Genomic DNA, 14,317 nt, shown 5'->3' on the forward strand with positions numbered 1-14,317 from the left:
GACTTGCCGGTTCGACCGATGAAAATGAGGCTTTGAAAACTGCCACCTCTTATGTTCGCAAGCAGGGACAAACCGAAGCCAGATCGCACGGCAATGAAATCTAAAGCGTGTCGCGGCCCCAGAGGCTACGTAGGCTCCTGCGCTCGCTGCGCTGCGCGTGGAGCATCGATGGTCGATTATCCCAAGCCAACGCTAAGAGGAAGCCCGGATGCGAAGCCGCACGTATGCTCCTGGAAAAGGATCCGTGATGTGCTCCGTCTGTCCAATTTCTAAACTCCTTCGGTTGCACCAATCGTTCACGAGAAGGCTCAGGCCATCGTCCAACGGTCCTCGCCTTTTACGCTCAGACCGTGCGAGCGGCCTCATCTTCAACGACCAGGAATACAGCCATAGGTCGCGGGAGCGTCCACATGAGCCTCATCAAGACGGGTTTTCTTACATTAGCTCGCAGAGTACTCCGAAGTCTCACCCAATCTCTCGATCTCGCTTGCAGCCGGTGGAGTTCACGCTCAGCCCAGCCGGATGCTTGCGCCGGCCCGGTCCGGACGGGGCAACTCCGCGTGCAGCCGCGCCAGCTTTAGCAAGTGCTCGCGTACCTTCCCCTGCACGGGTCCGCTGCGACCGCTGCTGGCCTCGACGTGAACCAGCATCTGTTCGCCCGTGGCCGCTGGCCCCTCGTCACCCTTGCGCATGAGCACGTGGAAAAGCTGAAGGCGTCTGTCATCGGCGCCGAGAACCTGCGTGAGCACCTGCACCTGATCGCCGACATACAGGTCCCGAAGATGAGAGAGGTGCGTCTCGACCGTGTAGTAACTTCCGACATTTGAGCGGTATCCGCCATCGACGCCGATGTAAGAGAGCAGGTTGTCGGTAGCAATGCCACAGAGCTGGAGGGAGCGGCTCTCTGTGATCTGGCCGCTGCCGTCCAGCCAGTCAGACGGTATCTGTCGAGTCGGCATCCGCAGCGGGCCGGTACCGTTGATAAGCTGCGGCCCGCGGTCGAGCAGCCGCTGCTCCCAACGTGCGAGCGTCTCGCCGGCGCCACAGCCCTGAGCACGCAACCCCTGCAGTACGGCCACAAGGCAGTCGTCGCGCTTCCGCTCGAGTTCGGGGATGGTCAGATTCTCGGCCTGTGAGTCTGACTGCTCGGCGAGTTTGTCCAGGAAAGCGTCGGTGAGCTCGGGCACCTCGATGAGCTTCGTCCACGGCAACTTCAGTGCGGGTCCCCATCGTTCCATCGAGCGTCGCGCGCTGGTCTCAGGAATGGCGATGCGGTAGGTCTGGATAGGGCCCATGATCGCCCGGCGCAGCCCGAAGGAGTAACGGACCACGTCATCGACCTCCTGCACGGTGGCCAGATCGTCGTGCACCATCCACAGCGCCTCGCGCCACACCGCCTCCTGCAACCGGTTCGCAATAAACCCATCTACCTCTTTGCGCAACACGAGCGGGTGCATCCCGACCGACCGGTAGATCTCTGCCGCCCGCAGCAGCGTCTCGGGCGCGGTGCTCTGTCCGGCGCACAGTTCAACCAGCGGCACCAGGTATACCGGGTTGAACGGGTGCGCGACAATCAGGCGCTCGGGTTGATCCATCTCTACTTGCAGCAAAGACGGCCGAAGCCCCGAGGTCGAAGAGCAGATCAGGGTCTCTGGCGCAGCCACGCGGCTGACGGCCGCGAGCAGCTGCTGCTTGAGCCCCAGGCGCTCCGGCACGGACTCCTGCACGAGCTCTACGCCACGAACCGCGTCCGCGACCGAATCCACGAACGTCAACGCCCCCTCAGCCGGCAGCGGAACTGGCGTCAGCCGCTGATATGCCCTCCTCGCGTTGACCAGCATCTGCCGCACGCGCTCGGTCGTCCCAGGCGACCGACCAAGCAGCTGCACGTCCACTCCGTTGAGCACAAACCGTGCAGCCCACCCGCCACCGATTACCCCGGCCCCCAACAGCCCGACCGTTCGCGGCCGCCTCTCAGACATGAACTCCGATCCCTTAGGCATGAACTTGTCTTTGACCCCTCAGATATGAACCTTGAGCGCGAGCTTCTCGCGCATCTCATCCGGGCTCATCACCCGTACTCCGATCCTCTCGAGAATCTGTACCGCCTGCTGCACGAGCTCGGCGTTAGTCGCCAGCCGTCCGCGGGAGAGGTACAGGTTGTCCTCCAACCCAACCCGCACATTCGCGCCCACCAACGGCGCCAATGCTACGTACGGAAGCTGCATAGGCCCGATCGAGAAGGCCGAGTAGACGGCACGCGCCGGAAGCCGGTGGACCAGCGCCATCAGCGTGGTCGGATCATCCGGCGCGCCGTACCGTATCCCCATGCACAGCTGGATCAGCGGCGGGTCTTCGATCAGCCCCTCCTCGATTAAGTCGTGCACCGTCACCAGATGACCAGTATCGAACACCTCGAGCTCAGGACGCACGCCTAGCTCCTGCACCCGCGCGGCCATTTTGCGCAGCGACGCAGAAGTGTTAACTAGGATATACTCGCTACGGGCGCCCCAGTTCATCGTCCCGCAATCCAGGGTGCAGATCTCAGGGCGCAGCTCTTCCACGTGTGCTAGTCGCTCAAGCGCGCCTACCATGTCCGTCCCCGCGGGGTTCGGCGGCAAGGGAGAGTCCCGCCCACCCAGCACGAGGTCGCCGCCCAACCCTGCAGTCAGGTTGATCACCGGATTGACATCCGACTTGCGAATGCGCTCCACCACTGCCCGATACAGCGCCGGATCCCGCGAGGCTCGGCGGGTTTCGGGATCACGCACGTGGATGTGCACCGCCGCCGCCCCCTCACGCGTTGCCTCGATCGCCGAGTCTGCGATCTGCTTCGGGGTCACCGGCACGTGCGGGCTTCGCTCCACCGAATAGCCCCCACCCGTGACCGCACAGGTGACGAACACCTCGGAAATCATCCACATCTTCCCTTCGCTGATCCGAGCGGCACCAACCGCGACTAGTTCTATCTCGTGATGTTCTCCGCTCTTGGAATTCCGCGCGTAACCAGCTTCAGCTCATTGACGAGGATCACTCGAGCGGGTCTCATCTGAAACTCTTGACGACAGACCCACTGCGAACGCCTTGGCTGCCGTATTTTCCATCCCAGCAATCGGCATGCCACTCGTGGACGCCCGTTTGCGGCTTGCCTGGCCAGAGAAGACATGTACGATAATTCGCAAGCTGCTCTCGAAATAACGTGTCGTTGGAATTCCGACATCGCCGTAGTCAAGCGAACACGGCTGGCACGGACAATGGAGCCTCATGTGCTGTCGATCGCTCCCATGCCAAGCTCGAGCTTGAAAACTTGAGGATGACGTGCCCTATGGCGACTGCACGCCGGCGCGCTCGACAACAGTGCCTCGTCCCGCATCGTGGTTTCTTATCGGTGGCGCGGTGATGCTCCAGCTGTCAGCGTCGTGCTGCTTTTTCTAACCGCCGAGGCCCGCTCGGCAAGATGTCGCTAATGGAGGACGATTGGGCAGCTACGGGGTGCAGCATCAAAAGAGTGTCCAATTCTCTCAACGCTCTTGCGCATGTTTTTGCCTGGCCGGTCTGAGGAAGATAATCCACTTTTGCCCGCGTCGTGCGAAGAGAAGATTGTAGACTTTAGGGTCTGGCTGTTGCCGGTTGGTGGGCGGCGAGCGATGCGGGGCTATTTTGCCTCCGCTGCAGCCGAGCTGGCCTGGAATAAGTGTCGTAGGCCGCATAGGCCCGTACAACTGCCCCATGCGGGCCTCGAACCGCGATTTGAGACTCAGGCAATTCGTCAGCACTTTGGACAACGGTCGGCTGCGAGATCAATTGCTGAACGAGATGCCGATCACGTCACCGGCTCGCGTCGAGCTCTGATGCTGACGGGTCGATTTTGAACGTTACACGACCACACTCGCAGCTCGGATGGAAGACGCCGTCCGGATTCGCTATCATCTGCCAGCCGCGCCGGAAGCTGGGGCTGTGTTATGCCGGAGCTCCGCGCCAGCTCCCACCGCCCTAATCCAACTGCCTGCGCGAACTCAGGACCGGACAACACTTGGTGCAAGGCCGCTTCGCGTGTCGGAGCTGGCGACTCCGCGCGCGCAAACAGGGGTAGCAAACAGGGGTCAAAGTCCGATTCAGCGCCAACGCTTCTCCTCCGTGTCATAGGCGCCGGCAAGCGGATTACTCACGGCCATCAGCTCACGCTTGAGAACTTTATTGCTGGATGCGGTTCGAGGAAGCACCGGAGTGAATGCAATGTACCGCGGCACCTTGAACGCGGCAAGGTGAGCACGAGCATGCTTCAGAATACGCTCGACAGCCAGAATGTCCGGCCTGACACCTTCAGTTAGTTGGACGCAGATCTTCACCTCCTCTCCGCGCTTCACATCTCGAACGGGCACGGCGGCCACATCTGCAATCTCAGGAATCTCACGGATGACTGTCTCCAGCTCGAGAGCAGCGATGTTCTCGCTCGAGCGACGGATCATGTCCTTCGTGCGCCCCACTAGCCAATAAAGGCCGAGTTCATCGCGACGCATCAGATCACCGGTCTTGAACCATTCGCCTTCAAACAAGGCCGCATTTGCTTCCGGCTTGCTCCAATAGCCCTTGAAGATCCCGCGTCCCCTTACCCACAGCTCGCCAACGTCGCCTACGGGTGTTGGCCTACCATCCTCGTTCATCAGCCGCAGCGCCCGAAAGGGCGCGCGAATGCCAACCGACCCCGAGTCGGCCAGTTCGTCGAGCTCAGTCGTCATGCGTGTGCCGAAGCCGATTTCTGTCATCCCGTAAGCATCCTGGGTATGTACTCGAAAACGCTTCCGAAATTGGCGCACCGTATCAGGACTCCAGCCCCAATTCAGGGTCTGCTTCAAGAACGTCGACCCGTCTTCATCGGCGGCCTCGGCTTGCCGTGCGACGAGCTGTGGGAATTGGCACCAATCGATTCGATGCTGCTTGACCCAACCAATGAAACGCGTCGAGCTAAGTTGCGGGGCAAGGTACAGCGTGCCGCCTTGTCGATACGACTTCAGAAGATGCCCCGGCGGATCGACATAGAAGAAAGGCTGCGCAGATAGATACCTCTGGTATCGCTGCTCCCAGCATATCGCTTGGTATGAGCTGACGCCCCAGTAGTCGTGCGTCAACATGCAGCCCTTCGGAAAACCCGTTGTCCCCGAGGTATATTGAATGTTCAATAGGTCGTCGGGCCGAATGCGCTCCTCCACAAGAGAGTCGTCGACGCCCTTGAGCAATTCATCGAGGCCGGTCGCTGTCCCGCCGGAGGGCTGTCCAACAAGAATTACTCGCTCCGTGGCGAGTTCCCGCGGCCAAGGCTCCATTGCCGAGAATACTGACCATGCAGACTCATCGACGACGGCGAACTTGGCCTGTGTATCACTGAGAACGTATTCGATCTCCCTCGGCGTGTAGCGCACGTTTATCGGAACCATCACCGCACCGAGCTTCGCAATCGCGAACCAAAGGATTGGGAATTCGATGCGATTGGGCAGCATCACTCCGATGCGATCGCCCTTGCGTACGCAGAATGCACGCAGCGCATGCGCATATTTGTTGGATGACCGGTCCATCTCAGAGTAGGTCGCACGCTCGCCCCGTTCGAAGACCTCAATTGCGACCCTTGAGCCATGCGTTCTCGCCCGTCTTGAAACTAGCTGTCCAATCGTGATTGTCTCATATGTGGATTCCAGCGCCTCGATCTGACGCAACGCGTTTTCGACGCGCTTTTGGACCTGAATGTGTGTCAATTTTGCAACGGGGGTCATTGGAACCTTTAGGGCAAGGAGGCAAAGGCAGCTCTGACAATGGCTGCGAGCTCCATTTGACAGCCGGCAGAGATTACCGATCAGCAGATTCTCACTCGCATCGATGTCTAATGACTCGAAATCCGATTCGGTGCTCGCGCTGTGACTCGATCAGAGTGGCGTGTAATCGAGACATCCTATCGAGCGCCTGGCGGCCATTTCTTTGGTCGCGGCGTTCGGCATGTACTTGAGTGAAGCGTGAGATGTACAAGGGGTTAACTAAGCTTGCCATTGCTGCACCTTGTCCTGTCGTGATGAGCCGCATCATAGTCTATACAGGGAGTTAGTAAGTGATCGTACACCACCAAAAACGGATCGGTGCACTACCTACTCTGGTGAGATGAAATGAATTCCAATTTAGGATCAGGGGCTAAGTTGGAAGTGGGCCCGCGACGTTAGATAAACGGAGGGCACGTTGACGAAGTAGACGAGACGGAAGTTCGATGCGGCGCTGACTGCAAAGATTGAGCTCAAGGCGGAGCAGAAACGGGCGGCTGTGGCCGATCTGGCGCGGCGATACGAGGCCGACCCGAACCACATTTATGCATCGAGAAGCAGCCATCTTTTAGTGTGTCGGCGGCGGCAAAGTCGATCGCCAGCAATTGCCGTCCCAAAAGCAATCGAGCGCAGCGCTAGCCTGCATTGCGCAGCCGACGAGTGCTTCGGATACCCATCCGCCGGTTTGCGCCACTGACTGGTACTGATCCGAGCGCGGAATGGATTAACTCTTCCTACTGATACGCGGCCAATCGCTCGAAGTGGGATCTGACCTCCTTGCCGGATCGCGCATGCCACCAAGGCCTACTTGCTCGCTTCGCTCTGCCCAACGACGCCGTGGTCCATGGCATCACCATCTAATCCACGTCGGCGTCACCGGCCGGATGTTGCTATCGATGTTTCCTCTGGGACCGCTGGCTCTCTGTACCACAACAACGAAACGAGTTCGTTATCCCGAGGACCGCTCGTTCGTCTTCGCTTGCAGTCGCAATGATGCGGTTGCCATCTCGATGTGGCGGCGGCCCCACCCAAATAAACGTTCACCCCCTGACTGAATGACACCACTGACTCACGGCCTGCACTTCGCATGGCGCGGAACGACGGATGATCATTTGTATTTCCGCTCCGTCCACCACGGAAAATAGTCCGGCATGTCGACGGACACCTTGTCTTTGAACACCGCGGGCCGCTTCTCCAGGAACGCCATCACACCTTCCTTGGCATCGGCGGAACGACCGCGAGTATAAAATCCGCGGCTGTCAATCTTGTGGGCTTCCATAGGATCGTCGGCGCCCAGCATGCGCCACATCATCTGCCGGATGAGAGCGATCGACACCGGCGCCGCCTCGTCGGCGATCTCCCGCGCTAGCGCGCGAGCGGTCGGCAGCAGTTGACCAGGCGGCACCACCTTGCTGACTAGCCTCCCCGCGAGCGCCTCCGGCGCCGCGAAGACGCGGCCGGTGTAGCACCACTCGAGGGCCTGCGCGATGCCGACGATGCGGGGCAGGAACCAGCTGGCGGCTTCCGCCGGCACAACGCCGCGCTGGGAGAATACAAAGCCGAAGCGCGCAGCCTCAGACGCAATGCGGATGTCCATCCCGAGCTGCATGGTGACTCCAATGCCGACGGCCGGCCCGTTCACTGCGGCGATCACGGGCTTGAGGCATCTGAAGATCCGCAACGTGAGGTGACCGCCGCTGTCGCTGACGTTCGGATCGCTGTAGTCGACTTTGCCATTGTGCAGCCTTTTCACAGGTCCGCGCTGCGCGTCGGTGTCAAACGAGTCGGCGCCGGCCGAGAGATCGCCGCCGGCACAAAATGCGCGACCTTCGCCGGTTACGATGATGGCGCGGACGTCGTCGTCCCCATCGGCGCGGTCGAGCGCATCGATCAATTCGCGCTCCATGGTGTCAGTATAGGCGTTGAGCTTCTCTGGCCGGTTCAAGGTGATCGTGAGGATCTGCTCGATGAGTTCATATTTTATGGTCTCGTAGAACATGGTGTTCCCTCTTATTGCCTGGGTGAATAGCAGTGGTCACTCATTGCGCCCTTGGCTGCGTCACTATTTTGGTCGGCGATTCGTCAAATATCTCAAGACAGTGCTTTCGGTGGGCCATATGTCGCACGGCGTGTGTCCGAGCACGCTCATTTACCCGAGAATCGGGAACAACGAACCTACAAAGGTGAATAGTATTCCGTCAGCTAGGGGACCGACCCAGCCATTGTTTCGATAAGTGGTTTCCGAGGTGAGAGAGTTGGGAGCGGTTGGCACTGGAGCGCGTCGTTGGTTTAGTCCGCCGTGAACAAGTGGATTTCAGCGCGGGAAGAATTGAAGTCAAGCGATAGGCGCGGCGAAGATTTGGTAGAGCAAGAATCCTCACGGCAACGGCGTTGACGGCGCACCCTGGCGGGGGCCCAGAGGTCATTGGGGGCCATTCGATGCTCGGTGTTTGAGATGACCGATGGCCGGTTCGACGGCGGAACGTCTTCGCAATTCGTGCGATAGTACGGCCGCAAGACGTTGTTCAACTTTCATATTGAGCCCATCGCCCCTTCGACGAACACTGGCGCGGGATCGTCTCGGATCTCTCACAACAGATGCAATGTTGATGAAGACAAGGTAGGAGGGAGCTGATCCCACGGCTATGTCACGCTGAACTGCGCGGCAACATCTCTATGGGATTGCCTGATGAGGGTCTAGCGGCCACATGAATGGCGAGCTGTGGGCAGGGCCCGTGAGCGTCGGTCTCTCGACTACATGACCGGGATGAATAGCTCGATTGGCATCGTCCCTCTCTTATCACCGCTAGCTAGGTCAATGATGCCGCAGGCCCACACGTCGACGTCTGCCAACTTGTGATCGTTTCGCCCAGTTACTAACTGCAGATCTACCTCGTCAGCGGCAAGAGCCCGCCGCGCCGCCAGCTCGAGCAGTGGCAACATGCCAGCCGGGCGTATTACGCTCTGCCAACAGCGAATTGATGTGTTGGGCGCGCGGGCGGTCAATCCAAAGTTCGCCAAGACCTCCGCCTCGTTGATATAGGCATGATCAGTCATACGCGCTACATTGCGCGTAGCCACCCAGAGGCTGATCTTGGTGTGACTAGAAACGGATTGGTGTCGATCGAGCCGATGCGCCATTGGCCTCAGCGATTAGATCGGCCACTTTGACCAGCACCTCGACCGTGGACGTCTCGTGCTGCGCCGACTTGCCACCATGGCTCTGCATTCCTTGATCGATTCAATATCGACGCCGCCGGATCGGGACAGCACGACCGAACCCATTTTTTTAAGGTGCCTTACGCATATTCCATAGAGCGCGCCGATAGTGCAACGGCCTTCAGCGAACCAGTTAGATAGGGGAACTCAAATACTCCTATCGCAACCGCGACGGCGTGGTTCAGGCCTCGGCCCCGCCCATCTGGTCGATAGCGGTCTTCCAACAAAGCGCTTCTCGCTCAGATCGCGTGGCCAAAATGCCGACGGACTGCCACTGTACCGGCAGGAATCGATCTACGCACGTGACCGCGTCGATCTCGACCGATCTTTGATGGCGCAATGGGTGGGCACGGCCCGCTTGAATTGCAGCCATTCTTCGACTACGTGCGGGGTAGATCAAGCAGGCTGACCGGATGTTCGTCGATGGAACGATCTTGCCGACACTGCCCCCGGATCGACAAGACGGAAAGGGCGTGGGCTGTGGGCGCACGCGCGGGACCATAGGCCGTTTGCCAGCAACGGTCCGCCAATGATAGCATATCGGCTCGCGGAGAGGCGCGCCAGCGAATACGTCGCGCACCATCTTTTGCCGGCATCCTGCAAGTCGACGGCTATGCCGCCTATGACCGGCTGTCAGCTCGGCGGGCAGCAACGAGGGCGTGACGCTAACAGCCTGATTTGCCCACGGGAGGTGATTTCTACGAACCTCACGTCAACGAGAGCGCTCCTGGCGACGCAGACTGTCACGATGATGGCTGGGCTCTGGGAGATCACAAGGCGCTGGGGCCAAGCGGCCGACGTGCGTGGTCGCCATGGAAGCCTGATGCCAGCGCGCATCGTGGGTCTCGCGAGATCGGCAAGCTCGACCACACGGTTCGCCGCCGCCAGCTTATGTGTAGCCTTTCGTGAAGCGGCAGAAGAACGACGCCACTAATGCCGAGGCGATTTGTGAGGCCGCCCCACGGTCGGCGATGCCAGACCCAGATGATCAATGCTGCATGCCCACCTCGCCGAACACGGCGTGGCCGTTCCTCGGGCCTTCCCACATCTTCAAACTTATTGAGCTGGCGGCGGATCCGACAAGCGATTTGCCAGAAGCCGCCCGAGCGGCGCTCGCGGTTCTGATTGATGTGCTGCGCTCGCTGCATCACAGGATCAAACATCTTGACGTCGAGATCGTCGCCGTGCCCGGGAAGACAAAACTGTGCGGTGACTCGAAACCATTCCCGGTTTGGGTTCGATACTAGCGACTGCCTTTGTCGCCCAAGCCCTGAGGTCGCGACATTTGGAAAGGGCCGCAACTTCGCTGCTAGCTCGGGCTCACCCGGAAACAGAAACTACCGGCGGAAAGAAAAATTTAGGCGTAACGTCGAAGACGGGTGAGCTACCTTGCGGCGCTTGTTCATCATCGTAGCTTGCGCCGTCGTGCGGCACGCTCGCCGCTGGCGGCGCTCGCCAAGGATCGTACCTTGCGCGGATGCTCTCCCGCAAGCCCGCCTATGCTCGTGATCGTCGCTCTTGCCAACAAGATGGCCTGCTTCCTCTGGGCTCTTTTGGCGAAGGGCGGGGTCTACCAAGCTCCGGTCGCGTCAGCGTAGTCGACCGGCCAGAGGTCGTCGAGGGTGTATGAAGGTCGACGGAAGGTACGGCGCAACAGTTGATGAGACGGGATCGGGAAACCCAGTTCCCCCTCAGTGCCTGTGATTTGACCCCAATCCGCGAACTCTCATACGGGCCCGCGGCATGACCGGTCGTACGCGCAGCGCCTTACGAACGGATTATCTTGCGCTCATGAGAGCGTCCACAGATGAGAGAAAGAACTGCCCCGTCTGTCCGGCCAATCCTAATTCGCCGAGGCAGTTGGCTATGCCACATCCGGGCGCATCGCTCTCGAGCGCTTCCTGAGCGACGCGCCGCATCGAAGTCGACCTCCAACACCGTCGAGCGCGCGATCCGGCCACAAACCATCGCGAAGAATGCACTCTTCGGGCAGCCATGGCGGCGGCTGGACCCGGCCGACCGTCGCTACGTTTCTACAGATCGCCGATAAACGACGTCGATCTGTACGTCCGGCTCACACAACAAACGCGCTCATGCCCTGGAACTTCAAAGTCAGCCTCAGCCTGGCGCCTGCTTAGACACGCTCCGCCACGGGATTTCGGCGTTTAGCAACGGCTCAGCCCAGCACTGCCTGCCCGTTCTTGACGACAGTTACTTGGCGCTCTCGAACATGAGCGTCGAATGAGATAGAATTGCCGTCCTTCCAGAGATTGACGGTAATAACCTCGCCCGGAAATACCGGGGCAGAAAAGCGGGCGCGGTGACGATGGAAGGCAGAGGGATCGTAGTCGGCATACGTCTGCAACACGGCTCTGCAGGTCAGTCCATAGGTGCACATCCCATGGAGAACGGGCTTCGGAAAACCCGCGCGACGCGCGAATTCTGGATCGCTGTGCAGTGGATTTCGATCACCCGACAATCGATAGATCAGCGCTTGGTCGGGCCGGATCGAGATATCAATTGACCTGTCCGGCGCTCGGCGGGGCATTCGGTGTGGCTCGGGCTTTCCCTGCGATGGTCCTCCAAAGCCACCGTCGCCCCTCGCAAACGTCGAAGAAACAATCGTGACGATCTTGTTGCCCGCGTCATCACTGACGACGATTTCGCTCTGAATGATCGCGCCTTTCTCCTTGCCCTTATCGTACACGCCGAGCACGCGGGCATCCGCGGTCACGCTGGCAGCAACAGGCATCGGCTTGTGAAATGTGATGTCGCGTTCGCCATCTACTACCATGACGCGGTCGAGCTCGATGGCGCCTGGTCTTGCCCCCCAAACGCAAACCGAAGCAAAGGTGGGAACCACTTTCAGCGCCTTGGGCTTTACAAATGCCTCGTTAACAAACTGCAGTTCCTTCTCGTTCAGGGGATCGGAGCTCATGCCAATGCCAATTGCATAGAGCATCACTTCGCGATCGCTCCACGAATAGGGAGCAGCTTCGGTCCTGAGAGAAAGTACAGCGGGATAGTCAATTGGCATCGGTCTCTCCGTTGACATTGCCTTTGCGATCACACTAGCACGCGCTGGAGACCGATGGGCTCTACCCTGCAATCGCGAGATCGGCGGCAAACGCTAAAAGTCACCTGAGATGTGATGTCTGTCGAGCAGTTAAAGGACCCGATCCCGGATTGCCAAGAACGTACGCCACCCCGGTGTGCACCAATGTCCGAAACTTTGAAACATTCTCCTTCAATTGGACGAGAACCAGCACGTATCTCAGTTCGACATACATGCGTTCCGTCGCAACGCTCGAGGGTTGACAAGCCTGCATCTCTCGCGGTCGAATCAATTGACAGCTCCGTGGTCTTACGGGGCAGCTAGATGAATCATCCGCAGAATCATCACCTCACCTCAGAGGGTAGGGTTTTCCGGTTGTCTCGGCGACTTGTTCCAAAATGCAGTCACACAGCCGCTCTATGTCGCGGGCCTCATGCTCCGCTGTAATGCATACCCGGATCCCTGCCCTTCCTTGCGCGGCCGTCGGGACGAACGTCACCGAGGTGTAGAAGCCAGCATCGAGAAGACCTCTTGCGACGGCGGTCGCATTGGCCTCCGATCCGATTGCAATCATTCTGATCGAAAGTGAATTGCCTTGCTCGGCGGTTACAACACGACGGTCAAAAAGGTCGATGCGTTGCGCTAATCGCGCTTGCCGCTGGCTCAGTTCTGGCGAGCGGTGAATCTTGCACGAGCCGAGTGCCGCGCCGATCGCCGCCAGATTGGGTGCCACCGGCGCATAGTCAACGGAGTATTGTCGAAATATCGCCTCGTGATCGGACGATCCAAGCATCAACATTCCGCCCGATGCTCCGAATCCATTTGCTAACGAGGCAGCTATGATAATTCGATCACCGAGCACTTTCGGAAACTGAGAGCGAGCAAATCCTTCACCTTGGCATCCGACGACTGATAGGCCGTGAGCATCGTCGATATAAAGAAACAGCCCATACCGCTCCTGGAGTTGACGCAGCTCCTTAATCGGCGAATGGCCTCCCACGGAGTAAACACCATCACATACATACGCGACCACCGGATTTTCTCGGCACAGCCGTTCGAGAGCGCCGATATCGTTGTGCGCAATCGTTTCCACCCGCGTTTCATCAGCCACGACTGGCTTGTGATACGCGAGCGAGATGTGCGCAAGGCGATCGAATACGACGACCGGCCTCCTACCGCCCGTCAATTGGCCCAAAGCAAGGATGCGCATCGCGCCCATATTGGCGAGCACGCCGCTGGAAAAGGCGAGCACGCGTGCGCAGAACATGTTGGACAGTGTATCTTCAAGTTCTCTCAGCAGATCGAGATCGAGTAGCGTTCGTGCGCAGGATCGATGCGTTGACCGCTTCGCCTCAATGGCGGCGATCGCTCCAGCGACGATCACGGGATGATTGTCCAAGCCCAGGTAGGAGCATCGCACGAAATCAATTATCTCCGATCGACTATCAATTGGATCGGCGCCCGGAACAAAGGTGCGACCGGCGGTCGAACGACCATGGGCGGCCCTGAGACCAACCGTATCGGCCGCAACAAAGTACGGCCTACCCTTGCCGATCAGGTGCGCGGTACTCCGACAAGGTCCAGTCGGGTAACGGCCATCGGAGGGAGTGAGTTGCTGCTGCATTTCTTTCTCATTCTGATTGGCTAGGATGAGCAATGGACTATTCAACTGGGCAGCACTAGAGTCTGGACGTTCTCTACAGATCTTACGGGCAGCTCAAGCTACCTCTTGCCCAAACGAACTAAAGCACTGGCCAATTCGGTTGGGCAGCTACCGAATCAAATAGGGCAGCCCAGATTCCGATTTTGGGTCGGCCCCTATGAAGACCAAAAGCCTTCTCGCGGGGCGGGTTTGAATTTTGGCGTGCGGGTCGGCCGTGGCGGCCAACGAGGAGCTGGCCGCCAATCCGGCACGGTCTGCGCGCACCATGAGATCCGCCGGCACTTGGCATTGTCGCAGCGCCAATCAACTGTGCTGTCCGTAGTTCGCTGGCCTCGATCGGTTTCGGCTGCATCGGCGAGTGCCCGGAGTGCCTTGGAGGAACAGCCGGACGCGTCTGGCGAGCGTGATGCGGCGGGTGATCTGAGGCAGGCAACTGGACCGTTTTTTGGCTAGAGTTTTCGCTGCCTAATACCCTCGGCTGGGAGGAACGAAGGACGATGAAGCCCTCAAAGTCTCGGACGCCCAGAAGGCGATCATCCTTAGGCAGAGTAACGATTGCATTGGTGTTGCAGAGAT

Annotated in this window: 8 protein-coding genes and 1 pseudogene; 3 read left to right on the plus strand and 6 right to left on the minus strand. The window is 59.3% G+C overall.

Features of this window, described 5'->3' with window-relative positions; all coding sequences use genetic code 11:
• Positions 1-509 precede the first annotated feature (509 nt).
• A complete protein-coding gene (locus tag H8B02_RS36415) occupies positions 510-2,003 on the minus strand; it encodes a 3-hydroxyacyl-CoA dehydrogenase NAD-binding domain-containing protein (protein ID WP_312001503.1) in 1,494 nt (497 codons plus the stop codon).
• Between the two features lie 18 nt (positions 2,004-2,021).
• Positions 2,022-2,918: a beta-keto acid cleavage family enzyme gene (locus tag H8B02_RS36420; protein WP_229170641.1), complete on the minus strand. Its 897-nt coding sequence runs from the start codon at positions 2,916-2,918 to the stop codon at positions 2,022-2,024.
• Between the two features lie 865 nt (positions 2,919-3,783).
• On the opposite strand from H8B02_RS36420, the pseudogene H8B02_RS36425 reads away from it, so the two are divergent.
• Positions 3,784-3,987: pseudogene (locus tag H8B02_RS36425) on the plus strand (integrase core domain-containing protein); the annotation flags it as partial.
• Between the two features lie 128 nt (positions 3,988-4,115).
• Here H8B02_RS36425 and H8B02_RS36430 read toward each other — a convergent pair.
• Both H8B02_RS36430 and H8B02_RS36435 read right to left on the minus strand, forming a co-directional pair.
• Positions 4,116-5,768, minus strand: a complete 1,653-nt coding sequence (locus H8B02_RS36430; RefSeq protein ID WP_229170642.1) for a class I adenylate-forming enzyme family protein — start codon at positions 5,766-5,768, stop codon at positions 4,116-4,118.
• A 1,144-nt stretch (positions 5,769-6,912) separates the two neighbouring features.
• Positions 6,913-7,803 carry a crotonase/enoyl-CoA hydratase family protein gene (locus tag H8B02_RS36435; RefSeq protein WP_229170643.1) on the minus strand — a complete coding sequence of 297 codons (891 nt, stop codon included), beginning with the start codon at positions 7,801-7,803 and terminating at the stop codon, positions 6,913-6,915.
• Positions 7,804-9,132: 1,329 nt separating this feature from the next.
• Here H8B02_RS36435 and H8B02_RS49150 point away from each other — a divergent pair.
• Both H8B02_RS49150 and H8B02_RS36440 read left to right on the plus strand, forming a co-directional pair.
• Positions 9,133-9,432, plus strand: coding sequence for an IS66 family transposase (locus H8B02_RS49150; RefSeq protein ID WP_376711758.1), 300 nt, complete (start codon positions 9,133-9,135; stop codon positions 9,430-9,432).
• Positions 9,433-9,928: 496 nt separating this feature from the next.
• Positions 9,929-10,270 (plus strand): hypothetical protein, encoded by a 342-nt coding sequence (locus tag H8B02_RS36440; protein ID WP_229170644.1) that lies wholly within the window; start codon positions 9,929-9,931, stop codon positions 10,268-10,270.
• A 929-nt stretch (positions 10,271-11,199) separates the two neighbouring features.
• On the opposite strand, the gene H8B02_RS36450 is transcribed toward H8B02_RS36440, so the two are convergent.
• A complete protein-coding gene (locus H8B02_RS36450; RefSeq protein WP_229170645.1) occupies positions 11,200-12,060 on the minus strand; it encodes a MaoC/PaaZ C-terminal domain-containing protein in 861 nt (286 codons plus the stop codon).
• Positions 12,061-12,427: 367 nt separating this feature from the next.
• Entirely contained in the window at positions 12,428-13,702 is a 1,275-nt protein-coding gene (locus tag H8B02_RS36455; RefSeq protein WP_229170646.1) for an aminotransferase class I/II-fold pyridoxal phosphate-dependent enzyme, read from the minus strand.
• Between the last annotated feature and the right edge of the window lie 615 nt (positions 13,703-14,317).

It is taken from the genome of Bradyrhizobium altum, from assembly GCF_020889705.1.
Taxonomy (GTDB): domain Bacteria; phylum Pseudomonadota; class Alphaproteobacteria; order Rhizobiales; family Xanthobacteraceae; genus Bradyrhizobium; species Bradyrhizobium altum.